Below are 21,607 nucleotides of genomic sequence, written 5' to 3'. Positions count from 1 at the left end.
AGTTATGAACCTTCACAGCCGAAAGGCCGTGGGTTCCAACTGAAATCGCTTCAATCCGGCTGAACTCACGGGAAACTAACCGGTAACCGCGCATATTCATTTCCATCGTATTGCTAACCTTGACCGTCGTTAGTGGCCGCAGAATTAAATGATCGGGGCGGGAGTCGCTTTGCTCGGCGGCGCCACGCAGGTCGAGTTGCATCCATCGACGTCGTGCCAGCGGCTGCGTTTCTAGGCCGACATGCCGGTATAGGCCCATTGCGCAGGTCAGCCACCCGAGGCCAGCGCCTTGAGTTTGCGGCATGACTCGCGGATGTGTTTTGCAAGGTCGCGGCCATCGGTGCTGTCGATCCAGCCTTCCTTCGACGGCGACCTCGAAAACCGCGACTCCTGCCATTGCAGTCAGATTCGCGGTTAGGCCGCCCACGCCGCGTTAGCACAACGCATCGGCTATCCCTGCGGCGAGGCCGGAATACTTGCTTAGTCCCGCTCCTGAAGCCCCGTGTTGGCAGTAATAACAGCCTGGCATTGGCGCGCCGCCGACTGGGTGATGGGCTCAAAGTACGAGAGTCTGGCTTCGAGGCCGACAGGGCAGCGACGGCATCAATCGGCGATGCCGAGTCGGGAGCGTCTGCGACGGCGCGCACAATGTCGATGCCCACAACTGGCGGTGGAAGTGCACCACGACCCCTATGACTTGTCGAGGGTCTGGGTACGTAATCGCCACGACGACGCCTGGCTGGCAGCGACGTGGACGCACCTGCGGATCTCGCCCGTGCCGTGCGGCGTGGCGCTGTGGCGCCACACGTTTCTCCTATGTCAAGCCGCTGCCGGGTGGCAAGGCTGTTGACGGTTTTGTTCGTCGGTTCGCAGGTGATGAAAGACGACGCGGCTAATGCGGTGTTTGAGGCAACGTAAAGCTTCAGCGGTGGAATCACGCTCGGTGAGCCGCTTGCGGTAGTAGGCCTGTCCGAGGCCGTCGAGGCGGATCTGGGTGACGGCGATCCGGTGCAGGGCGGCGTTGAGTTGGCGGTTGCCCGATCGGGTCATCCGGACCCGGCCGGCAGTGTTTCCCGACCACACCGGGACAGGCGCCACTCCGGCATGACGTGCGAAGGCAGCCGCGCTTTTAAACCGGGTCACGCCGGCGGTCTCGCCGACTAGTTTGGCCGCGGTCAGCTCCCCGCAGCCCGGAAGAGAAAGCAGCACCGGGGCGACGTGGCGAACTCGCTGTCCGATCCGCTTGGCCAAGGCGTTGATCGTTTCGGTGAGCCGGCTGATATCAGCCAGCTCGTCACGAGCCAACTCGGCTACCAACCCGGGCACGGTGTCTAGCCAGTCACCCAGGATGCGGCGGTGCTTGGCCAGATCCAACGAACGCGACTTCGGGGCGCGTTCGGGATCAAGTTCGTGCACCCGCCACAACAACCGGTTAATCGTCGCCGTGCGTTGCGCCACAAGGACTTCCCGGCGATCCACTAATAACTTCAACTCACGTGACACCTCGTCATGCGAGGCGACCGGCAGATCGGGTTCACGCAAGAATCCCCGCGCAACGGCAAGCGCATCGATCGGGTCAGACTTGCCCCGCGTACGCGCGCTAGCCCGAGTTTGGGCCATCAGCTTCGGCGGCACCCGCACCACCGACTGACCAAAGCCCATCAGGTCACGCTCCAACCGGGCCGACAGATGCCGGCAATCCTCGATCGCCCACACCACATCGGCGCCGAAGCGCTCCCGAGCCCACATCACCGCCTCGCCATGGCCCGCGGTCACGGCTTTGACGACCTTCTCGCCGATCTTGCGCCCGACCTCGTCGACCGCGACAAACGTGTGGGTGCGCTTGTGTACATCGGCTCCAACAACAACCATGGTGGTTGCCTCCTTCACTGTGAGGTGACGGTTGGGCCGGTCGGCGGACAAACCTCAGTGGGGGCGGATGCCACGCTCCTATCAAGTCACGCCGGCCGGTCCTTCACACCTGATGCCGACAAAACGTATGCACGCCAACCCGAAGGCGGCACCGACGGTACGAGCCAAACATCAGGTGATCAGGATCCAACCACCGCAACAAGCGGCACCTCACCCTGACACTGACCGCACGGTAGCCACTGCATGGGCACTTAGAAGGCCCAGGAAGCCGAAATCGCGGTCATCGCCCGGGATCTGATGGACCGAGCCGCAGCGGGCTTAAAGGATCAGACGAAAGTCGAGCGCCGGGTGACCGGACGAACCCACGCCGCCAGTGCCGGTCGTGACTGGCCCGAATCTCGCGAGAATAACAGCGTCGGCAGCGGCGGTCAGCAGCGAGGCGTACAGTTTCGGTAGATCATTACGTTGGCTAAGTACCCAGATGTTCAGGAGTAGCGATGGCAGGCAGCGCGCGGTTCGACGGCGACACGTGGGACCTGGCGACCAGCGTCGGGGCCACAGCCACCGTTGCGGCTGCCGCACGAGCGGCGGCCGGCAGAGCTTCGACGCCGTGATCAACGATCCATTCGCCGAGCCGCTGGTCCGCCGGGTGGGGATTGATTTTTGCACCAAACTCGCCACCGGTGAGCTCCAAGGCCTCCGCGCCGACGCGGCAAAAGGCATGCGGGCGATGATCGACTGGATGGCGGTGCGCACCAAGTATTTCGACGACTTCTTTCTCAACGCCGCCCGGGACGGCATCCGGCAAGCCGTCATCGTGGCCTCAGGATTGGATGCCCGCGCCTACCGGTTGCCGTGGGCGCCCGGCACCATCGTGTTCGAAGTCGACCAGCCGCAGGTGATTGAATTCAAGACCGCGACGCTAGCCGAACTGGGCGCACAGCCAATGGCGGATCGGCGCACGGTGGCGATCGACTTGCGCGACGACTGGCCGGCGGCACTGCAACGGACCGGTTTCGATCCAGCGCTGCCGAGCGCCTGGATCGCCGAAGGGCTGCTCGGCTACCTGCCTGCCGACGCTCAGGACCGGCTGCTCGACCAGGTGGTAAAGCTCAGCGTGTCTGGCAGCCGCTTCGCCACCCACTGGCATCCCACCAACGCCGATGACCTCGATGAGGACGAATTCCGGCGGCGCACGGGGAACCAGTCCAATTGGTGGCGAGAACTCGGTTTCGATCTCGACTTTGCTGAACTGCTGTATTTCGGCGGTCGGTCGGACGTGGCTGCCTTTTTCGCCACCCGTGCGTGGGAGACCGCTGTCCGCAGCAACGCGGACATGCTAGCCGAGAGCGGGCTGCCACCGATCGATGCTGCAGATGCCTCGTTCGCCGAAGTGGTCTATCTCAGGGCCGACCTGAACTAGGAGCACCATGGCACGCAGCGACAGCGACAGTCGGGATCTAGCTTCCAGCGTGCGGGCGGCGGCGACGATAGTGGCTGCACCGCGCGTATTGGCCAGCATCGAACCCGAGCCGCTGATCAACGACCCGTTCGCCGACCCGCTGGTACGCGCCGCGGGCGTCGACTTTCGTCCGTCTGCGCGACGGCGAACTCGAAGCCCCCGACGGCTCGAGTTCGGGGAAGGCTTCGACGATGGCGGGTGACCGCTGTTGCGTGATCGGGTGTGGAGCGCGAATCGGTTGGTTGCGGATTCGGACCCAGACCCAACCTTCGTATTGTGCGTCGCTTACGTGCGCCGCGGTGAGCGAGGAGTGCTGCGAACGACGCCGGCCTGTCTCCGGAGGCACCAGTCATGCCTCAGCAAGTAATGAGCCGGCCCGCGGCCCTATTCATGGATAATGTAGATTATCCATGATAGCGCGTAAAACGCGTTGCTAGACAAGCATGATTGGTGCTGGACGCCGACACGGTGAGGTGCCCGCACCTACACCCGCCGCCGGGGGCAAGCCGCCGCAACACCAGGGTTCGCTCAGGAGAAGATCGACACCGGCTTCTAGAGATTCACCGCGAAGCGGGTCGCCGGTCGCTGCGCACCAGACCATCGTCGCCGCTGGCACATTGGGGTGGGTATCATCGAACTAGCTGGTACCGACCGTCTTTCGTCACAGTGACGTATTCCGCTGTGGTGGTAGTTCAGCGAAACCATCGACAACACAGTGCATTCCATAACTCGGTCGCCGATAGGCGCACGCCGCGTCACCGTGCGATCGACAACCGTTGGCACACCGACAGGACGCAAGTCGGCCGTCGGCGACATGTCATGCCCTGTCAAGGTGATCGCCGGCCCCCACCCCTCCCACGTCAGTCATGCTTGTCCGGGAGTCGGTTTGCTCACGGACGCCGAGCCGGCCTTGCCCGGTGGCTAACGATAGCGTACATTGTTAAGTAACGTTAGTCCTGTGGAGGTGTGTGAGTGATGACTGCTGACGAGCTCGACGTCTTGTTGTATCAGAAGTTCCGTCTCCGCCGCGACGACATGCTCGCCGCGCTCAAGACACTCCCGGCCATCCGGCCCTGGGCTGCCGAGCTTTCCCCGGATGAGGCGCGCCTCCTCGATGACGCCGGTTTCACGGAAGACCCGGATGCATACGCGCGGGTTGCCGCCGACACGGTGGCCCACGTGGCACTGCTCGTCAACACCGCCCACTCGGCCCGCGAAGTGGCGATAGCGTTGAACGTCAACGAATCGCGCGTGCGCCAGCGCCGGCTCGCCAGGACGCTCTGGGCGATCAATGACAATGGTGCCTGGGTATTTCCGGCGCTGCAGTTCGAGACTGACCCGCAGACAGGCCTGCCCCACAAGCAGATTCGGGGTTTGGACCGGGTATTCGTCGCACTGGCACCCAACTTGCATCCGGTGGCAGTCGCGGGGTTCCTGCGTACCCCCCATCCGGATCTGGCGCTGCAGAGTCGCCCGGTACACCCGTTGGAGTGGCTTCAAAGCGGCGGCGACGTCGACCCGGTCTTGCGCCTTGTTGAGGCGGCCGACTGGGCCAGCCGATGACGCCTGGCCCCACCTGGCCTCATTTAACCTTGCCTGATCCGCCGCCTGGATCGCAGCTGCGCAAGATCGGCATCCGCGACGCGGAGCTTCGCATCGTCTCTTCGTCGGAGACCTGGTGGCGAGTGCACCGCACCGAAGGCGATTTTGTGTTGGCGTGGAACGAATTCCGCCACTACGGCCCAGTGCTGCGCTTCGATCCGCATCCCGAGCCCGCTCGGGAACACGCCGACTGCGCGGTGTGGTATGGGGCAGGCACACTCGATGCAGCGATCGCCGAGGCCTTCCAAGGCGATCGCACAATCGACCGTGCTCGCGTCCGTCCGTACCTGACCGGGCTTGCCTTCACCCGGACGTTGTCCCTGCTCGATCTGGCCGTCGACAGTGACGGGGCCTGGGCAACCAGGGCCGGAGGAACCTTCGCGATGTCGACCGCTCCGCACCCGATCACACAACGGTGGGCGCGCGCCATCGTCGAAGCGTTCCCCGATCTCGACGGCGTTCGCTACAACAGCCGATTCGCCGGCCACCCGTGCGCAGCCCTCTTCTTGCCCGGCGCCACCGCCATGCCCCAACGGCCGACCATCTCCCTGCCACTGACACATCCCGCCTTGGTCTCGCGGCTCGCCGGCACCGCGGAACGGCTCGGCTACTCCGTCATCTGACGTGCGCCCGAGCCGATAACCCGCCGGTTCTCCGGCGGCAATTGGTTGACCATCCGTACATTATCGGCTAACTGTTAGGCTAGGTGGCGGCTAATAATTAGGCTATAGTTTTACCATGAAGAACGTACCGCTCTCGGAGGCCAAGGACAAGCTCTCCGCGCTCGTCGACGAGGCCGACACCACCCACGAAATCATTCAGATCACCCGACACGGGCGCGCCGCCGCGGTCCTGATGTCTGCCGACGATCTGGATTCACTCAACGAGACGCTGCACGCACTGCGAACACCCGGTTTTGCCGAAGACCTCGCGCAGGCCGATGCCGACTACGCTGCCGGCAATACCGTCACTGGCGAGGAGATCCGCCGGCGATACGGACTCAGGTGAGCTGCGAAGAAGCGTCCTGGTCCGTTCACTTCTCGCCTACCGCGATCCGGGCACTCGACCGTCTACCGCTGAAAGTCGCCAAAGCGATCGCCGAATTCATCACAGGCACACTGCCCACCGACCCGAACCGGCTATCCAAACCGTTGAGCTTCGAATTCGCTGGCTGGCGCGTCGCCCGGCGCGGCGATTACCGCGTCGCATTCCGGATTCTCGAAGACGACCGGGTCCTGTTGATCGGTCGCATCGAGCACCGCGCACACATCTACCGCCAACCATGAGCGGCCCGCCAGTGTGAGCGGTGCACTTCCGCGGCGCTGGCCCTGTCGACGAACCAGGCCGACGAGGCCAGCACTATTCGTCACTGTGACGAATAGTGCTGGCGCATCAACGGATTCGTGTTGACGACGGAGTGCAACAATTGCACCGACCCGGCGGCTCTACCGGCGGCGCACCGGGCGGCCGGACGGGTAAACCACCGCCGTGTCGCACTCTTGCACGACAATGCGGATATGTACACCGATCGTGATTTTCAGGCCGTCGTCGACGATTTGCGCGCACAAGAGTCAAAGTCACACAGCCGTGGACTCCAAGCGCTGTTTGAGCTGGTCGGCCCCGAAGGGGCCACAACGTCTGTGCTTCGGGCCGCAACAGACCTGTGCTGTGCGGTAGTCCGAGGCGATGGGGCTTACCGAGTTTCAGACCATGTCCGCAGCGGTGCCGCGCAGGTGTTGGCATTGTTGTTGCGCAGACTAACCGATTACACGCGCGCGGATCTGCGGGGTGCTGACTTCAGCCAAGCCCAGCCGGTGGACTTCGACGGGTGTCACCTAGCCGGCGCGGACCTGACCGGAGCCAGGCTTGGCACGGCGAGTTTCGAGAAGGCAAAGCTGGTAGGAGCACGGCTAATAGGTGCTTCCGCATCCTTGGGGGCAGTCCTCGCGGGGGCGGACCTCACCGGAGCAGAACTCGATGGTTTCGACGCCCTGGGGGCAAACTTGGCGCACGTGACCGCGCCCGCCGCGCGAGCCTGCGGAATGCGCCTTTCCGAAGCCGAGGCCGGTAACTCGGTATGGCTCGGCGCAGTTCTCGTAGGAGCGGATTTCTACAAAACCGCGCTCGGTGGCGCTGATTTTCGGGGGGCGAATTTAACGAACGCGAAGCTGCGACAATGCCAGTTAAACGGGTCCCAAACGACCGACTTCCGCGGTGCGAACCTCACCGGAGCCGACATGGATGGCGCAACCCTTTACAACGTCGATTTTCGTGGTGCCAACCTGACGGGTGCCCGCCTTACTGACATTCTGATTGAGAAAACCCGTTGGGATGGTGCGGTTTTGACTGGATCGCACATCTCCATTCAGGGCGGTAGCTACCAACTCTGAGCCGCCAGGCAGGTGGTTTGTACGGAAAGCCCGGGCGACGATAGGGGCATCCCAAAACGCAGTTACCACTGTCCTTCGACCACCCGTGCCGCCCGGCAACTTTGAGGTCTCATTATCTGCTTGACTGCCTCCGCCTTCTCTCATAGCGGGCAGTGGTGATGACTGCAAGCGGTAAGCAGTTGGGAGAGAACCTAAGCGCGAGAGGGCCTCCCGCGCCGCCGCTCGGGATGGGCTCGATTGTCTTCAATTTGCCGCTGCAGCGATGGATTTCGTAGATAAGCGTGTTCGGCTGCACTCAAGATGACCGCTGGTTCCAACACGATCGTTCCATCGGCCTGCTCGGTCGCCAGATACTTGTCGTGGTGGCCTAGTTTGCCCAGACTGATTCGGCGCCGACTATCCACTTCAATCACCACGGGTTCCACATAGTCAATGATAACCCGCCTTGCCCCAGATGTTCAATTGGGGCTTAGGGGCAACGGGGTATTGGGGTAGGATCTGAATGTGCTGGAGATGGACCCGGAGCCTCACGACGAATTGGTGCGGCTCTACGACGCCCACCCCGCCTTAGCGGCGCGGATTGACGAATGGCTCGACCGCATCGAAGCCGATTCTGCTGCCGCGGCGGTCCGCCGGCGCCTCATCCGGCCCGGCCGGCTATGGGCGATCACCATCCCCGACCCCGACCGTGATTACCTGATCCTGTGGGACCTTGACGGCGCAACCCCGGTCATTCGCTATCTCGGCCCCGATGTGCTGACCTGACCTTCCACTTGAAACACCGCCCCGTGATGCTTCACCCGATCTCCGACTCGTCGATTATGCCGTCAAGCCGGTTCAGCGCATGGCAGATGACTGCGATGTAGTCCTCGATTTCATCGAAAATCTCTGCTCGATCTTCCCGAACATCGAAGTTCAGCGGGCCGACCGAGGGATGCCTGCTAGCGCTCGGAACGCAAACTATAGGAACCCCCGCACCAGACTTGGCCAGCGAGCTGGGTTGGCGTAGCAGGAATCTTTCAGCTCGAGGAGTAATCACGTAGGAGCGGCTAGCGCGGTGCACCGGCTCGTTGGTGTAGTCGAAAAGCTCTGCATCACGCGGCGGTTCCAGTAGCCAGCCATCAGTCTCCACTCCGCTGATTGTTTCTGCTTCCAGGTCGGTCTCGCACATGCCCCCGTCCAGCAGCTCCTGGCCGAGGTGTACGAAAGCTGTCGGGTGGGCGCGATTTCACGAGCGCGCATCTGAGAGATGAACTCGACGGTCATGATTCCAGCTCTATCGTCGATGTTCTCTGCGCACAGGGCGCGGTCGATGATGTCCCGGTCAGCTTCTTGGATGCAGTTGTGTAGAAACAGGGTCCACTCCGCGAGGCCCGGATTTTTGCTCACACTTGGCAGTGCAAGTTCAGGTTCCCGCGCGACGGCGGTCTGCGCGAGTTCCCTTGGCTGCGACAGGGGGTACATCGTTGCGGTTCGGGTTATGACGTATCCCGGCGCCGGCCCAAATGTGGTGGGGACATACCAGCCCTCGGCGGTGACGTCGTGCATCGGTTGAAGCCAGTCGCCACCATCAGTCGGGAAGGTACCGAAGATGTGTGGTTGCTCGGCGATGCCGGCCGAATCCATCGCGCTGATGAACTCGCTGATCAGCTCGTCGGTCCGGATATCGAGCGGATGGTCAAACGGTGCGCTCACGATGGGTGTCCTTTGCTCTGGAGTCGATGCCTGTTCCTGACGATAGGCGGTCCACCTCTTCTCAGCGTCCGCAGAAAACCGCCGGCCGCCCGTATAACCGCTGTCCAGATGCATAAACAGCCAGCGCCGTGCCGCGTCGGCAGGCGTTATGGGCAAATCGTCGCGGCTGCCCCGGTCGGGTAGGGCCGCCATCGTGGAATTCGCTACAGCCGAAAATCCGGTGGAATTTCGGTGAAAACGCGGTGTACTAGGCGCGCCCGTTTGCGACCCGCGCTTCTACCCAGGTACCGGGCGCGGGCAACTGACCTTCGATTTCGCGGCCCGTGAGCTCTGGGTCTGCGGTGAAAACGGGACTTAGGGGGTCAAGTCCCCCCGCCTCTGGCCGGTTAGCTACCTCAACGCTACAGCTCAGCGGCAATTTCAGTTCGTGACCCTTGAGCCCGGCCGCACGAAACTGCCGGTGCGTTTCAGGGTCTTCGCAGCTCAGCCGGCGAAGCCGGCAAAGGTAGGCACCCAGGACATTCCGCGCATTCCCAGGCTGGTACTCGCACTGGTTTGCCTACGTTCAGCAAACGGGGGTGCCCATATCGCGGTGGCTCCGATCAATTGACGGTTATCAGCAAAAGACTGCTTAGCTGGTTCGGCGTGTCGCGTATGACCGGCGATGCCGGCGCAGGTCTTCCCACCCTACCAACGCGCGCAGCTCCCGAGGTCGCCTGGACAAGACCAAGACACTTGGCGTATGGGCCTGGTCTCTCATCGACGGTCGTCAAGCGACTGCAACAGGCATGAATCACCCAGGGGCGGAGTGTAAATCGTGTGCTCGCAGCGCCGACAAGAGTGGGAACGGTGCATCCGTCCGCAGCGGCAGTGCGCTACTCCGACAAGCACCTGGTTGGGGCCGAGCTCCGCGGCGCATTCGGGGCATCGTGATGGGCGGGGTTCCTCCCATCCACGCCGGGTCTGCCGAAGTCCCATTTCCGCGATCGTAGCGTCGAAGTGAAGTTGAAGCGCCTGCGGCGCTACTGAACAGCTTGGACCGTCCCGGCCCAAGCCGATATTCGTCTGCCTTTCTGGCTTTTTCGATTGTTGCCCGGCGGTTCGCTGCGCGCCAAGGCCACGGCCTCCGCTTCGCTCCGGGCGCAAGGCTCGCGCAGTTACCCGACACGCGCGCTTCGCTCGCGGCGGCCAACTGCGCGCCCGGACCTTGCACTCCGCGCCCCTATACCGGGCCAAATCTCAATTGCCAGAAGGCAAAAAGAGCAGGCGGCCATGTGAACGCCTGCCGCACACAGAAAGGTTCAACCATGACCGACACAACCAACACCGACAGCAACGCCGCCGCCGTCGACCAGACCATCGGGACGCTGGAACACCTCGACCCGACGCTGCTCGACATCGGTGACAACGTCCGCGACGACGCAGGATTGAGCAAGGCGTTCATCGCTAACATCGCCGAAAACGGAGTCCTGGTGCCGATCACGGCTGTGCGTGACCCCGAGCGGACCGAGGTCATCCGGGTCCGCAACGGGCAGCGGCGCACCCTTGCCGCCCGCGAGGTCGGCTTGACCAGCGTTCCGGTCTACGTGCTGCCGTCCACCGCCTCCGATGCCAGCCAGGAGACCATCGACCGCATCGTGCACCAGATCGTGACGAACGATCAGAAGCGCGATCTCACCGACGCCCAGCGGGCACGCGGCATCCAGCAGATGATCGATGCAGGGCTGTCGGTGGCCAAAGTGGCCAAGCGGTTATCTGTCGGCAAGGACGCCGTAAAGGCTGCTCACACAGCAGCACGGTCGGCCACCGCCATGGACGCCCTGGCCAGCGGTCAACTCAGCCTGACCGAAGCCGCTGCGATCACCGAGTTCGAGGACATACCCGGCGCGGTGGACCGGCTAATGAGGTCGGCGGGGGGGACCTGGTTCGAGCACACGGTCGCCCAGCTCCGGCAAGAACGCGACACCGCCCAGGCCCGAGCCCACGCCGCCCAGCCTTTCGCCGATAAGGGGTTCACCATCCTCGAGCAGCGCCCGGAGTCGTGGGACCCGGCCTGTATACCGCTGCACCACCTGGTGACCGCCGAAGGTGACGAAGCCGACGACACCGCTGTCACCAACCCCGCCCACTGGGCCGTGTTTCTCGTCGACGACACCGCCCTGTGCGACGTGGAAACCGGCGAGGTCGTGGACGAACAGAGCGTGGACTGGGACACCGAGGATCAGCCAGACGCCACACCCGCCGAGGGGCTGCGCCACGCCAACACGGTCACCGACAAGGAGGTGTTCACCCCCGATTACTACTGCCTCGACTACCGTTCCGCAGCACTGACCCCGCAGAGCTGGTTCGCGCGGCAGGCCGGACTGGTGGACACCGACACCGGCGACGCGATCGACTTGGACGACGAGGCTCGCCAGGCCGCACGTCAGCAAGCCGCGCTTGACAAGGCCGAGACCGAGAAGCGGGAGCGCCGGAAAGTGTTAGCGCTCAACAAACTCGGGGATGCCGCTCTCGGTGTGCGGCGAGAGTTCGTCAAAAAGTTGTTGGCGCGTAAGACCCCACCTAAGGGTGCGGCCATGTTCGTCGCTGACTGCTTGGCTCGTGACAACGCGTTGCTCACCAACAACAACGCGCTGGACACCACCGCCGAACTGCTCGGTGTGGACAGCGGCCAAGCCGTGGCCAAGCTCGTGGCCGATCTGCCCGCCAATGGCGACGGGCGCGCCCAGGTGCTCACGCTGGCCCTGGTGCTCGGCGCTCTGGAATCGCGGACCCCCAAAGACGCCTGGCGCAATAACACAGGCTGGTGGGGCCACCACGTGGGCAGCAGCGAGTATCTGCGCTGGCTCGCCGACAACGATTACCCGCTGGCCCCCGTCGAGGAAGTTGTGACCAAGGCCAAGAGCGCCGATGACGTGTACGAGCAGTACTTGGCCGATGCGGTGAAGGAGTAACGCGTCTCTCGGGTGGGGTCAGGACGTCGGTTCTGGCCCCACCTTTCGCGGCTGTAGGTTCTCAAGCTGCGTGGCGGACGGCGATGCCCTGACATGCAGGTCTCTAGAATTCTCATGGAAATGGCGGACATATTGTTCTCATCTTCGTGGCGGATCCTAAAACCAGAGGGTTGTGTTGAATTTCAATGCGCGACCTGGCTTGGTTTCGTATCGCAACGGCCGCCGGGACAACGATTTCGCTAAATCGTGCCCGCCGAAGGATTCCAATTGTTAAGATGACACGTTGGGTGACACGAAAGTGTCGCTGTGACAGCGCTTTAGGACATTACGCGTCGTGTCGGTGTCAGCCGGGGCCTAACACACTGCGTATCAACGAGTTTGGCCCGAGGGGGGTAAATGACCCGGGCGCTTATCTCCGAGGCCGAGTCAGACTATCGGTAGTTTGCGCTGACTCCGACGCCCCTCGCTCCCAAATTCGTCCGCTCGGAAAATCATGACGGTCGATGTAGAGTGCCTCGCCCCCTGGGCCCACTACATAGCGAAGCCGATCTGGCGCAGCGACTCCTGCACCCACTGGCTCGCGACTCGCGCCGCGGCCTGACGGAGCCTCGCTCGGGAGCCCAGCGCGACTAATGAGATTCTCATATTGGTGGCGGATCCGCAGGAAAACGATTGGTGCAGCATCACCGTGGGCTCAGATGGGATCGAACTCAGCGATCAGCCACCGACCGTCGACTTTGTCGAGCGTGACTCGGACGCTGGAGGCGCTGTTGGTCGGCGAATCTTGGCCGATGGTGACGGTCTGGTTTACGAACAGCAAAACGACGGCATGGCTGCCGGTCGCCTCTATCGGCGCTGCGGCCGGCACCGTGGCCGACGCAGAGATGTGCTTCTGCTTGGCTCCCGGGATGACTACGTCGTGGGTCAGTGACGTGTAGGCGTTAAGGAACTTGCCGGTGAGTCTGCTCCGGGCGGCCTCGAGGTCCTTTTCCACGCTGTCGGCCCGATACGACAGCAGAGCGATGGTGCTTTCGGTGGCGGTACGCACGGATTCCGTGGCGGCCAACTGAGCGGTGCGCGCGGAGCCGCCCTGCCACTTCAGGAAGCCTGCGGCCACGGCCAGCGACAGCGCGAGGCCGGGCAGTAGTGCGTACACGATCGCCCGCGCCCAGCGGATGTGATGCTTCGCAGGTGTCGAACTTTGACGGTCGCCTGACTCGTCGACCTCGGTAGTCGCAACATCGGTGTCCGGCTTGTCCCCGGCGATCGCCGTCGGGCCCGGCGTGGCAGGCGCTTCCTCCGATGAGGCGACATTGGTGTGATCGTCCGCGCGGCGGAGCAACTTCGGAAACTTCATGGCACGAACTCGACGTTGGAGACTTTGACCTGACCGTCGGTCTTCTGCACGAAGATCCGCATTCGCCATGCTCGTGGCGCCTGATCAGACGCAGCGGCGTCTGACGTTTGCACAGTCATGGCCACCAGCACCTGGGCGGTGTCGGCCGTCTCCGACTCCAGCCCTGCCGAGCTGATGGTACCGACCGTGATGGCTTTGGCTTGCTTGACGACCTCGATAAACGGCTTCGACCGTTTGGCGAAATCGTCGTGTAACTGTCCTGTCGCCCCATCCAGGATGCGCTGTACATCGGTGTCAGCATGCCGCCAGTCGATCGTAGTTAGGTTCAGCGCGCCCTGCCTGGCCACTTGCAGAAATTGGTTTCGCTGGATCTGCGCCTGATGCGTCTGGTAGCTGCGAAATCCCAACCATCCAACCAACACAGACAAGGCAACGACGATAGTCAGACAGACGCGAATTGTCGGCCGCAGGTGGAACACCGATTCTGCGGAGCGTGGTGTAGATGCGTTCTCCGTGGGGTCTATATCAGACTCGATGGTGTCCCCATCCGCGTCGACGACGTCGCCGCCCGGGGACGCGTGGAAGTCAACCGCCTCACGCATACCGTGCTCCGTCCGTCGTCGTGGTTCTGCGCGTCATATTCGTCAGCTGCCCGGCGGCATCAGCATTGTTTGCCATGTCTTATCCTTGGGCGCGGTTTGGGCTAGATCGGATTGCGTGTATTGATGCCCGTCGGGCCCGATGTAGGTGCCGGTGGCCGGGTCGTACTGGGCGGCGGCGATCGGCGGCGGCGCCGAGGCGGGCGGGCCCGCAACCGCTGGCGGTGAGCCGGGTGGCAGCTGCGGGATGCCTTGGCCCGATAGGGTGGCGTTCGGGTCACCTTTCCAGTTGAAGCCGTCGTTAAGCGGCACATAATGTTCGTTGCTTTCACACATCTTGACCGTGGGTGCGCGTTTACCCGGAACCGTCTCGCAGGGCACATTGCGCACGCCGCGCACGGCCAAGGGCGAGTCCTGGGGGGCCCGGCAATACAGGTCACCTGCCGGGCGATCCGGGTAATCTACTTCGGGCACTCGGTGCTGCTGAGCCGGCAGGAAGCCGGTGGTACATAGTGGGGGCAGGTTCAGGTTCAGATTGAAGTCGAGATAATAGCCCCGGTAAGCCTGTTTGGTGCCCATATTGGGTACGTCGCCGCCGGCCTGAACCGCGGTCGCCTGGGGCAGCAGTACTAACAACTGCTCGATGTCGTTCCGGTAGGTGACGGCCACCTGACCGATGCTGACCAAGTTGGCGAGCATGATCGGTAGGGTGGGCCGCAGCCGGTCGAAAAGTTGACGTACTTCGTTGGCGGCCGGGCCGCCCTTTTCGAGTACACCGGCGACGGCTGCGTCATGGCCTTGCAGCTGGTCGGTGATGGTGGCGAGATGCTTTGACCATGCCAGGATCGAGGGCGAGGTGCCGGCCTGTGAGTCGAGCACCGGCTGTGATTGGTCGATCAAGGCGGTGAGAGAGTCCACGTTTTTCCTCGCGTCCGTGGCCAGGGCGGTGGATCCTTTGACGATGCGGGAAAGTTCCGGGCCGAGTCCACCGACGGCGGTGTAGCTCTCGTCGATCACCGTTTTCAGGTTGTCGCGCGGGATCGCCTCCAAGGCTCGGTTGGTCGCATTGAGCAGTGTGTTGATGTCCGGGGGCACCGACGTGTGGTTCTCCGGTATCACGTCACCGTCACGCAGTGGCCGGGAATTGCCGTTGCGCGGCAGCAGTGAAACGTATTGTTCGCCGACGGACGATTGGCTGTGGACTTGCGCGTCGAGATCGGAGGGGATGTCGAGCCCTGATTTGAGGAGGAGCACGGCGTCGACGCCGGTGGGGGTTATCCGTACGTCCTTGACCCGGCCGACGTAGGTGCCGCGGTAGGTGACGTTCGCCCTCTTATATAGACCCCCAGCTTGTGAGAGTTGGACGGTCACCTTGTACTGCCCAAGACCGGGTATCAAGTTCTCGACCTTGATGTAGCCGAAGACTGTCACCGCGGCGGCGATGCCCGACACCGCAGCAAAAATGCTCAGCTTTATCCAGATTTGAAGGCCCAAACGCATGTTACGGTCCTTGATCCAGGTGATAGGGAATGATGAGTGGGTTGCCCTTGGTGTACGGACTGGGCTGCTGTCCAATGGTGCGACCCCACTGCAATTCCAGTTCGGTCAAGTTCCCCTCAAATCGGGTGCCGGTAAATAGCGCCGAATCAATCCGGCTCAGCGTCAGGTCAACAATGAGTGTGAGGTTGGCATAGTCACCCCGGAGCCAGTTGGTGAGCGGCTCTTTAACCCATGGAAACACCGTAAAAAAGCTCAGCGAGCGGGTGAGGGAGGGACCCGCGTTAGCCAGCGATTCGAGTACCGGGCCGAGGTCCTTCAACTCCTGGACGAGCGCATCTTTGGTCTGATTGACGGAGTCGGCGGCCAGCGCGCTGAACTTGCCCAGCTGGTCGGCCGCGTCGGCCAGTTTTGCCCGCTCGTCTTTGAGCACCGCCAGCGCGTCGGGAAGGGTGCTTAGCAATCGGTCAACGACGGGTTTCTGTTCGGCGAACTGTCCCGCGAGGTTATTTACGCTGTCGGTGGCTTTGATGATGTCGTCGGTTTGCTCGTTGAGATGACCGATGAACTGGTCCAGTTGTTGGATCAGGTTCTTCAGATCCTTCTCACGTCCCGCAAACGCCGTGCTTAACGTCTTGGTGATGTCTTGAACCTGGCCCAGGCCCCCACCGTTGAGGACTAGCGACAATGCAGCCAGCGTCTGCTCGGTCGTCGGGTATTCGCCCGCGGCCGAGAGCGGAATTAGGGACCCGTTTCGCAGCCTGCCTTCGGCCGGGACATTGGTGGGCGCTGCGAGTTCGACCTCCAGCGAGCCGAGGAGGCTGGTCTGACCGATCTTGGCGGTGGCGTTGGCGGGGAGTTTGACGTTGCCGTCGAGCCGCATGGTGAGCAGTGCATGCCAGCCCTCACGTTCAACGTTAGTGACAGTGCCGACCGTCACGTCGCCTACCTGGACGCGGGAGTTCGGCTGGACATTGACGACGTCCGGCATTTGCGCCTTCACCTCGTAGGAGCCAGGGCCGCCGCCTGCAGTGCCGGGTAATAGGATGGAGTTCAGGCCTCGCCAGCCGCAGCCCGATAATAGGCTGCCGGCGAGCGCCACCAGCAGGCCTGCGGTGACGCCCACCCAGCGGGACCGTCTCATGATCCCCCTTCTGGGGGGACCATCATGCCGGAAAGCCCCTGGGCGGGGTTGGTGGTTGCCACCACCTCGGCGGGCGAGGGCGGGGCGGTGTGGGCCGGCGCTGGTTGCCCGGCCGGAGCCGCCGTGGTTTCCGGGGCATCCGGACTTGGCGGCACGTAGTCCGGACGCAAGCGGTCCTCGCTGTACGTAACCTCGTTCGGACGAGCGCTTTCGCCGACGAACAGGTTCTCCCCCAGCGGGGGAAAATTGTACTGACGGTTCTTCACGATCGGGGCCAAGTACTGCACGCATAGCTTCGCGGCCTGCTGACTATTCAGCCGCGACGCCGCCTGTACGGCTCCGCACAGAAAGGAGATTGGATCGGCGAAGTTGTTGACCGCCAGCGCACCGGTTATCGCCCCTTGCGTGGGCTGCCAAATGTTGGTGTAGTTCGCCAGTGCTGTCGGCAGGACGTGCAGGGTCTGCTTGATGTCGTCGAGGCTGTCGGTGACCGTCCCGGAAAGAGATGCCAGTTTGTCTGACGTAACGCCGATGGCCGCGCGGTTTTCTGCCACGAAACGCTGGACGTCGCCGGCGGCGGTATCGAGGTCCCTGATCGCCGCGGCTACTTCATCGGGATCATTAGCAAGCAATCCGGTCACAAATGCCAGGTTCCGATTCAGCTGGCTCATCGAATCCGAACTGCTTTGAAGGGCCGAGACGATTGTCGCCAAGCTCTTTACGGTGCCGAAAATGTCGCTGCTGTGGTCCCCGAGTACCGAGAAGGCTTGCGATAATTTGATCACCGTGTCGCGGATGTCGGTGCCCTGGCCGCGCAGGTTGTCCGCGGCTGTATTGATTAACGATCCCAGCGGAGCGACGCCGCCTGGTTGAGTCGGCTGCAGCGTCTGCGTGAGCTTGTCGAGCTGTGTGCGCAAGTCGTCCCATTCAACGGGGACGGCGGTGCGTTCCTCCGGAATCACCGCGTTGTTGCGCAGGGCCGGCCCCGCCGCGTAGGCAGGCGTGAGCTGAATAGCCCGCGAAGTAACCAGCGCCGGGGACACGATCACGGCCTTGACGTTCGCGGGCACCTTGTATTTGCGGTCGTACCAGAAAGTTATCTTCACCCGTTGGGGTTGCGGTTCGATTTTCGCTATTTTCCCTACCGGTACACCCAGGATCAGCACCTCGTCGCCGGCAAACACACCGTTGCTGTTAGCGAAGTACCCGATGATGTTCGTCCGGTCGATCTGATCAGACGCGCGCTGAACGGTCATAAGGCCGCCGATGAGCAACAGACTCAGGACGACGGCCAGGCCCGTCTTAGCCTTGCGCGGTGCCCTCACCGTCCTGCCTCCCCGGGCGGCCCGACGGGCACGGGCGATGGTCCGCCTGTTGGCCCTCCGCTGGACGGTCGCGGGACCGGCGCAGAAGGACGATCGGGCGCGGGCTCATAACCAGCCGGCGGGCCGGGCGGCGGCCCCCCAGGGGGAGGCTGGGGCAACGGCGGCCGGTAGGGGTAGCGAGGGTCGCCAGGTTTGCCCGTGATCGCATCGGGCAGCGTCAGTTTGGGATCCCCGCCCTGGCCGGTGCGCGGATACGGAACCGGCAGAGGAGGCGTCCCCGGCTGGCCCAGCGGCGGCTCGGTGCGCTGCGAAGGCAGCAAGACGCTGGGGTCCAGACCAAGATCGGAGAATGCGGCGTCGATGAATGGTTGCACGAACTGTCCCGGAAGCAGGTTGACCACATAGCCTTTGAAGAATGGGCCCGAGGCGACCGCCTCACCCAACGACATCACGTAGGCGTTAAGCATTCGAATCGACTTCTGCACCCGATCTTTGCGATTGTCGACAATCGTCAGCACGCCGTTGAGCTTGTCCAGCGCCGGGCGCAACTGGGCGTGGTTCTCCGCGATGAACTCAGACAGCTGCTTTGACAGTGCTGAGACGTTGTAGGAGATCGAATCCAGTGCGCTGCTCTGGTTCTTTAGCTCGATCAGCAAGGCGTTGGTGTTGGCGATCAAACTGGCTATCTGGGCGGCGCGGTCGGCCAGCACGCCCGTGACTTTGTTGGTGTTGGCCAGTAAGTTGCGCAGCTGCCCGTCCCGCATGTCGAGGGTTTGTGAGAGCCGGGCGACGCCCTGAACTGCTGCCTTGAGATCCGGCGGGGTGTCGGAGAATGTCTGCGCCAGCGTTGCCATCGAACCGGATAACTGATTGGTGTTCAAGCCGCTGATCGTGTCTGCCAAATCACCAAGCGCGTCAGGTAATTGATAGGCCGGCGTTGTCCGATTGAGGGGAATCGGTTCAGACAGCCGGCCGTCCCCGCGGGGGGTGACCTCAAAGACCTTGGTGCCCAGGACGCTTTTGGTCTTGACCGCTGCCTCGGTGCGGTCTCCAAGCCGGATGTTTTTCGCAACGGTGAATTTCACCAGCACCCGGGGTCCGTCAAGGTCGATGCGCGACACCTGACCCACCCGGGCACCGAAGACTTGTACGGCGGCCCCTGTCTTGAGGCCGCCGGCCTCGGCAAGGTAGGCCGCATACTGGCCGCCGCCGGAGAAGAACGGCAGCTTGTCGTACTCGGTTGCCGCCAGCACCGCCGCAGCCGTCACGGCGCAGCCGACGATACCAACGACGAAGGAGTTACGTTCGGCGAAGGATTTCATTTCGGCGTGCACCTTCCCGAAGACTGGCCAGCCAGCTTGATGTAGACGGGTTGGCCGCCTTTCCCGTTGACCTTGAGCAGCAGATCGCACAGATAGAAGGAGAAGTAGTCGCCATAGAGCCCCTGCCTGTCCAACGCCTGATAGGCGTCGGGGAGTGTGTTGAGGAGGTCGTCGAAATAATCGTGATCAGCGAGGACGATCCCGCTGACTCGGTCAGCCTGATGGATGGTGTTCTGCAGGGCCGGGCGAGCCTGTCGAAGCAGGTCGGCGATCGAACCAGATGCTGCGTTGATGTGGGCCACGCCGTTACTGATGTCTGATTTGCGGGCCGCGAGCCCCTTCATGAGCTCTTGCAACGAATCGACCGCCTTAGCGAACTGGTCGTGCTGATCGCCGAGGGAGGCCAGCACGGTGTTGAGATTGGCGATCACGTGCCCGATCAGCTCGTCGCGGTCGGCAAGGGTGCTCGTCAGCGTGGCAGTCTGCGCCAGAAATGAGCTGACAGTCGCGCCCTGACCCTGGAAAGTCGAGATCAACTGGCCGGTAAGCGCATTGACTTGTGCGGGGTCTAGCGCCTCGAACAACGGGTGGAAGCCCCCAATCAGCGCGTCGAGATCCAGCGCCGGGGCGGTCCTCGCCAGCGGGATAGTCTGCCCCGGTTTGAGTGGTTTGACGTCGCCGGCACCCTCCTCGAGAGCCAGGAACCGGTCGCCGACTAGATTGCTCCAACGGATCACCGCTTTGGTGCCCTGGGTCAGCACGACCGACTCGTCGGCGGAGAACTCGACCACTGCGAACGCGTTTTGCTCGATTGAAATGTTTTTGACCTTGCCGACCTCGACGCCGGCGATGCGCACGAAGTCGCCGCTTTTCAAGCCGGCCACGTTGGTGAACTCGGCATGATAGGTCTTGTCCTTCTGGAATCGCAGCTGCGCGAACACCGCGAAGAGCGCAAAGAGGCTTAGCAGACAGACCGTTGCGAAGATGGCGAGCCGCCAGACGGCGCTTCCCAGGTTGTCTCTCATGGATGTGTTCCCGACGTGTCGGACGGACTGTGTTGCGGCCCGGGTGGCGGTGGGTTGAGCGGTGTCCCGTCCGGTCCGTATTGCGCTGCACCGTACGGTGGAGCGCCGGAGTACGGGATCGGCCCCGGTGCCGGACCCGGGATGCACTCGCGAATGCTGGGCGGCTGCGGCACGGCGCGCGTCACCGGCAGGTAGTCCGCATAGCAGGGATGGCCGATGCCGGGGTTCGGCCGGATGTCGAGTCCGGTACCCCAACCAGTGTCTGTAATTAGTTGACGGACCGGATAGTTTTTGCTGGGGTCGGGCAGTGACCCGCAACTCGGCTTGCCGCCGGGTCCGCCTTTTGCGGCCACAATTGGCAGGTTTTGCGGGTACTTGTATGGGTCGTCGCCGAGCAGCAAGGCGGCATCCACAATCATCGAGTAACCATTGGAACCACCCAGCGCGTCCCGGCCACCGTTGTCTACATACCAGGTGGCGCCGAGAAGCATGCAGGTGTACTCGGGGTTGTATTTCATCAGTAGGTTTGTCGTTGGTTCAAGCAGGTTGATTCCACGGACGAAGTTGCTCTGGTTGGGCGCGATTAGATCGGTACCGGACTGCGACAGACCAATCGCATTCAGCAGCAAGGCGTCGAGTGCCGATGTATGGCTTGTGACGGTCGCGCTCGTGGTACTCACGGCCGCGAGCGTCCTCAGGATGTCTTGTCCGGCGGCGCTGTAGGCGTCGCTGAAACCGCTCAGCGATCGGAGGTCTTGCTGCACAGTGCCCATGCGCGGATTCAGCGCCAGCAGCACCTGATTGGCGTCGGTGATGGCCTGCCCGATGGTCTGGCCCTCACCGCGCAGACCGATTGCCCACGCGGTCAGAGTCGCGTTGAGCTTGGCGGGGTCGATTTGTTTGAGCACTAAGGCGAGGTTCTGGAAAACGGTGTTGACCTCGGTGCTGACATTGCGGGATCGCAGGAGCGCGCCTGCGGCTATGTGCTTGGTGCTGGGATTCTCGGGGTAGACCAGATCGACGTACTTGGAGCCAAACAACGTTGAGGCTTTGATCTGGGCTTCGATATTTGCCGGAATATTTCTGACCTGATCGGGGTCGATCTCTAACTGCAGACTGACTGGTTCGGTCCCGCCGGTTACCGAGGCGACGCGGCCTACTTGTACGCCACGTAGCATCACCTTGCCGCCGGGCTCCATGACAAGGCCGGAGCGATCAGAGGTCAATGTCAGCGGAACGAAGGAACGGAATGTCCCATTGAACAATGCGGTCGCTAAGGTGATCAGCGCAACGATGACTCCGCAAGAGATGGTCGCCCAGCGCCCCAGGTGAGCATCGTCTGCTGAAGACGAAGGTTTCATTG

19 protein-coding genes and 2 pseudogenes are annotated in these 21,607 nt (G+C 62.8%); 9 read left to right on the top strand and 12 right to left on the bottom strand.

Features of this window, described 5'->3' with window-relative positions:
• Nucleotides 1–202, bottom strand: a 202-nt coding sequence (locus tag BST44_RS29735; RefSeq protein WP_142274673.1) for a hypothetical protein, incomplete at its 3' end; no start/stop codon positions are given.
• A gap of 617 nt (nt 203–819) precedes the next feature.
• On the bottom strand, nt 820–1,890 hold the full coding sequence (locus tag BST44_RS23955; protein ID WP_192579510.1) for an IS110 family RNA-guided transposase: 1,071 nt from the start codon (nt 1,888–1,890) through the stop codon (nt 820–822).
• A 479-nt stretch (nt 1,891–2,369) separates the two neighbouring features.
• On the opposite strand from BST44_RS23955, the pseudogene BST44_RS23950 reads away from it, so the two are divergent.
• The 7 genes and pseudogenes from BST44_RS23950 to BST44_RS23920 all read left to right on the top strand — a co-directional run bounded on the left by BST44_RS23950 (nt 2,370) and on the right by BST44_RS23920 (nt 7,326).
• A pseudogene (locus tag BST44_RS23950) lies at nt 2,370–3,295 on the top strand (SAM-dependent methyltransferase).
• Between the two features lie 7 nt (nt 3,296–3,302).
• Nucleotides 3,303–3,461, top strand: a pseudogene (locus BST44_RS23945) (SAM-dependent methyltransferase); the annotation flags it as partial.
• 848 nt (nt 3,462–4,309) lie between these two features.
• The gene (locus BST44_RS23940; RefSeq protein WP_047322045.1) at nt 4,310–4,897 is read left to right on the top strand and encodes a hypothetical protein; all 588 of its coding nucleotides are present in this window, start codon (nt 4,310–4,312) and stop codon (nt 4,895–4,897) included.
• A complete protein-coding gene (locus tag BST44_RS23935) occupies nt 4,894–5,559 on the top strand; it encodes an RES family NAD+ phosphorylase (protein ID WP_047322046.1) in 666 nt (221 codons plus the stop codon). Before BST44_RS23940 ends, BST44_RS23935 begins: the two co-directional genes overlap by 4 nt.
• 115 nt (nt 5,560–5,674) lie before the next feature.
• Nucleotides 5,675–5,944, top strand: a complete 270-nt coding sequence (locus BST44_RS23930) for a type II toxin-antitoxin system Phd/YefM family antitoxin (RefSeq protein ID WP_047322047.1) — start codon at nt 5,675–5,677, stop codon at nt 5,942–5,944.
• Nucleotides 5,941–6,222 (top strand): type II toxin-antitoxin system RelE family toxin, encoded by a 282-nt coding sequence (locus BST44_RS23925; RefSeq protein WP_052955269.1) that lies wholly within the window; start codon nt 5,941–5,943, stop codon nt 6,220–6,222. The genes BST44_RS23930 and BST44_RS23925 overlap by 4 nt, the downstream gene beginning before the upstream one ends.
• Nucleotides 6,223–6,453: 231 nt before the next feature.
• Nucleotides 6,454–7,326 (top strand): pentapeptide repeat-containing protein, encoded by an 873-nt coding sequence (locus BST44_RS23920; protein WP_082147492.1) that lies wholly within the window; start codon nt 6,454–6,456, stop codon nt 7,324–7,326.
• Nucleotides 7,327–7,517: 191 nt separating this feature from the next.
• Here the strand turns inward: BST44_RS23920 and BST44_RS29730 are convergent, their stop codons facing one another.
• Complete coding sequence (locus BST44_RS29730) at nt 7,518–7,751, bottom strand: hypothetical protein (RefSeq protein ID WP_047322049.1); 234 nt, start codon at nt 7,749–7,751, stop codon at nt 7,518–7,520.
• 79 nt (nt 7,752–7,830) lie between these two features.
• On the opposite strand from BST44_RS29730, the gene BST44_RS23915 reads away from it, so the two are divergent.
• On the top strand, nt 7,831–8,091 hold the full coding sequence (locus tag BST44_RS23915) for a hypothetical protein (RefSeq protein ID WP_047322050.1): 261 nt from the start codon (nt 7,831–7,833) through the stop codon (nt 8,089–8,091).
• Between the two features lie 270 nt (nt 8,092–8,361).
• Here the strand turns inward: BST44_RS23915 and BST44_RS23910 are convergent, their stop codons facing one another.
• A complete protein-coding gene (locus BST44_RS23910) occupies nt 8,362–9,213 on the bottom strand; it encodes a hypothetical protein (RefSeq protein WP_083179513.1) in 852 nt (283 codons plus the stop codon).
• A 1,115-nt stretch (nt 9,214–10,328) separates the two neighbouring features.
• On the opposite strand from BST44_RS23910, the gene BST44_RS23905 reads away from it, so the two are divergent.
• Nucleotides 10,329–11,975 carry a ParB/RepB/Spo0J family partition protein gene (locus BST44_RS23905; RefSeq protein WP_047322052.1) on the top strand — a complete coding sequence of 549 codons (1,647 nt, stop codon included), beginning with the start codon at nt 10,329–10,331 and terminating at the stop codon, nt 11,973–11,975.
• A 694-nt stretch (nt 11,976–12,669) separates the two neighbouring features.
• On the opposite strand, the gene BST44_RS23900 is transcribed toward BST44_RS23905, so the two are convergent.
• Genes BST44_RS23900 through BST44_RS23865 form a run of 8 tightly spaced genes read right to left on the bottom strand, consistent with a single transcriptional unit; the run spans nt 12,670 to nt 21,605 of the window.
• Nucleotides 12,670–13,332: a hypothetical protein gene (locus BST44_RS23900; RefSeq protein ID WP_009953961.1), complete on the bottom strand. Its 663-nt coding sequence runs from the start codon at nt 13,330–13,332 to the stop codon at nt 12,670–12,672.
• Nucleotides 13,329–13,934, bottom strand: a complete 606-nt coding sequence (locus BST44_RS23895; RefSeq protein WP_009953960.1) for an Rv1363c family protein — start codon at nt 13,932–13,934, stop codon at nt 13,329–13,331. Before BST44_RS23895 ends, BST44_RS23900 begins: the two co-directional genes overlap by 4 nt.
• 42 nt (nt 13,935–13,976) lie before the next feature.
• Nucleotides 13,977–15,431: an MCE family protein gene (locus tag BST44_RS23890; protein WP_026071521.1), complete on the bottom strand. Its 1,455-nt coding sequence runs from the start codon at nt 15,429–15,431 to the stop codon at nt 13,977–13,979.
• A gap of 1 nt (nt 15,432) precedes the next feature.
• Nucleotides 15,433–16,572, bottom strand: coding sequence for an MCE family protein (locus BST44_RS23885; RefSeq protein WP_009953958.1), 1,140 nt, complete (start codon nt 16,570–16,572; stop codon nt 15,433–15,435).
• Entirely contained in the window at nt 16,569–17,897 is a 1,329-nt protein-coding gene (locus BST44_RS23880; protein WP_225323279.1) for an MCE family protein, read from the bottom strand. The genes BST44_RS23885 and BST44_RS23880 overlap by 4 nt, the downstream gene beginning before the upstream one ends.
• Nucleotides 17,894–19,219: an MCE family protein gene (locus tag BST44_RS23875; RefSeq protein WP_014379567.1), complete on the bottom strand. Its 1,326-nt coding sequence runs from the start codon at nt 19,217–19,219 to the stop codon at nt 17,894–17,896. The genes BST44_RS23880 and BST44_RS23875 overlap by 4 nt, the downstream gene beginning before the upstream one ends.
• Nucleotides 19,216–20,244: a virulence factor Mce family protein gene (locus BST44_RS23870; RefSeq protein WP_009953955.1), complete on the bottom strand. Its 1,029-nt coding sequence runs from the start codon at nt 20,242–20,244 to the stop codon at nt 19,216–19,218. Before BST44_RS23870 ends, BST44_RS23875 begins: the two co-directional genes overlap by 4 nt.
• A complete protein-coding gene (locus BST44_RS23865) occupies nt 20,241–21,605 on the bottom strand; it encodes an MCE family protein (RefSeq protein WP_080552511.1) in 1,365 nt (454 codons plus the stop codon). The genes BST44_RS23870 and BST44_RS23865 overlap by 4 nt, the downstream gene beginning before the upstream one ends.
• Nucleotides 21,606–21,607: the final 2 nt, after the last annotated feature.

Origin of the sequence: Mycobacterium scrofulaceum (genome assembly GCF_002086735.1) — a bacterium.
GTDB lineage: Bacteria > Actinomycetota > Actinomycetes > Mycobacteriales > Mycobacteriaceae > Mycobacterium > Mycobacterium scrofulaceum.
The sequence above is the reverse complement of the archived record's forward strand: the minus strand, read 5'-3'. Positions and strand labels throughout refer to the sequence as shown.

What these genes read in the sequence shown, in the direction of transcription:
- BST44_RS23910 (WP_083179513.1), bottom strand. Translation starts at nt 9,213, where the DNA reads ATGGCGGCCCTACCCGACCGGGGCAGCCGCGACGATTTGCCCATAACG.
- BST44_RS23935 (WP_047322046.1), top strand. Translation starts at nt 4,894, where the DNA reads ATGACGCCTGGCCCCACCTGGCCTCATTTAACCTTGCCTGATCCGCCG.
- BST44_RS23905 (WP_047322052.1), top strand. Translation starts at nt 10,329, where the DNA reads ATGACCGACACAACCAACACCGACAGCAACGCCGCCGCCGTCGACCAG.
- BST44_RS23875 (WP_014379567.1), bottom strand. Translation starts at nt 19,219, where the DNA reads ATGAAATCCTTCGCCGAACGTAACTCCTTCGTCGTTGGTATCGTCGGC.
- BST44_RS23930 (WP_047322047.1), top strand. Translation starts at nt 5,675, where the DNA reads ATGAAGAACGTACCGCTCTCGGAGGCCAAGGACAAGCTCTCCGCGCTC.
- BST44_RS23940 (WP_047322045.1), top strand. Translation starts at nt 4,310, where the DNA reads ATGACTGCTGACGAGCTCGACGTCTTGTTGTATCAGAAGTTCCGTCTC.
- BST44_RS23870 (WP_009953955.1), bottom strand. Translation starts at nt 20,244, where the DNA reads ATGAGAGACAACCTGGGAAGCGCCGTCTGGCGGCTCGCCATCTTCGCA.
- BST44_RS23920 (WP_082147492.1), top strand. Translation starts at nt 6,454, where the DNA reads ATGTACACCGATCGTGATTTTCAGGCCGTCGTCGACGATTTGCGCGCA.
- BST44_RS23885 (WP_009953958.1), bottom strand. Translation starts at nt 16,572, where the DNA reads ATGAGACGGTCCCGCTGGGTGGGCGTCACCGCAGGCCTGCTGGTGGCG.
- BST44_RS23890 (WP_026071521.1), bottom strand. Translation starts at nt 15,431, where the DNA reads ATGCGTTTGGGCCTTCAAATCTGGATAAAGCTGAGCATTTTTGCTGCG.
- BST44_RS23900 (WP_009953961.1), bottom strand. Translation starts at nt 13,332, where the DNA reads ATGAAGTTTCCGAAGTTGCTCCGCCGCGCGGACGATCACACCAATGTC.
- BST44_RS23865 (WP_080552511.1), bottom strand. Translation starts at nt 21,605, where the DNA reads ATGAAACCTTCGTCTTCAGCAGACGATGCTCACCTGGGGCGCTGGGCG.
- BST44_RS23895 (WP_009953960.1), bottom strand. Translation starts at nt 13,934, where the DNA reads ATGCGTGAGGCGGTTGACTTCCACGCGTCCCCGGGCGGCGACGTCGTC.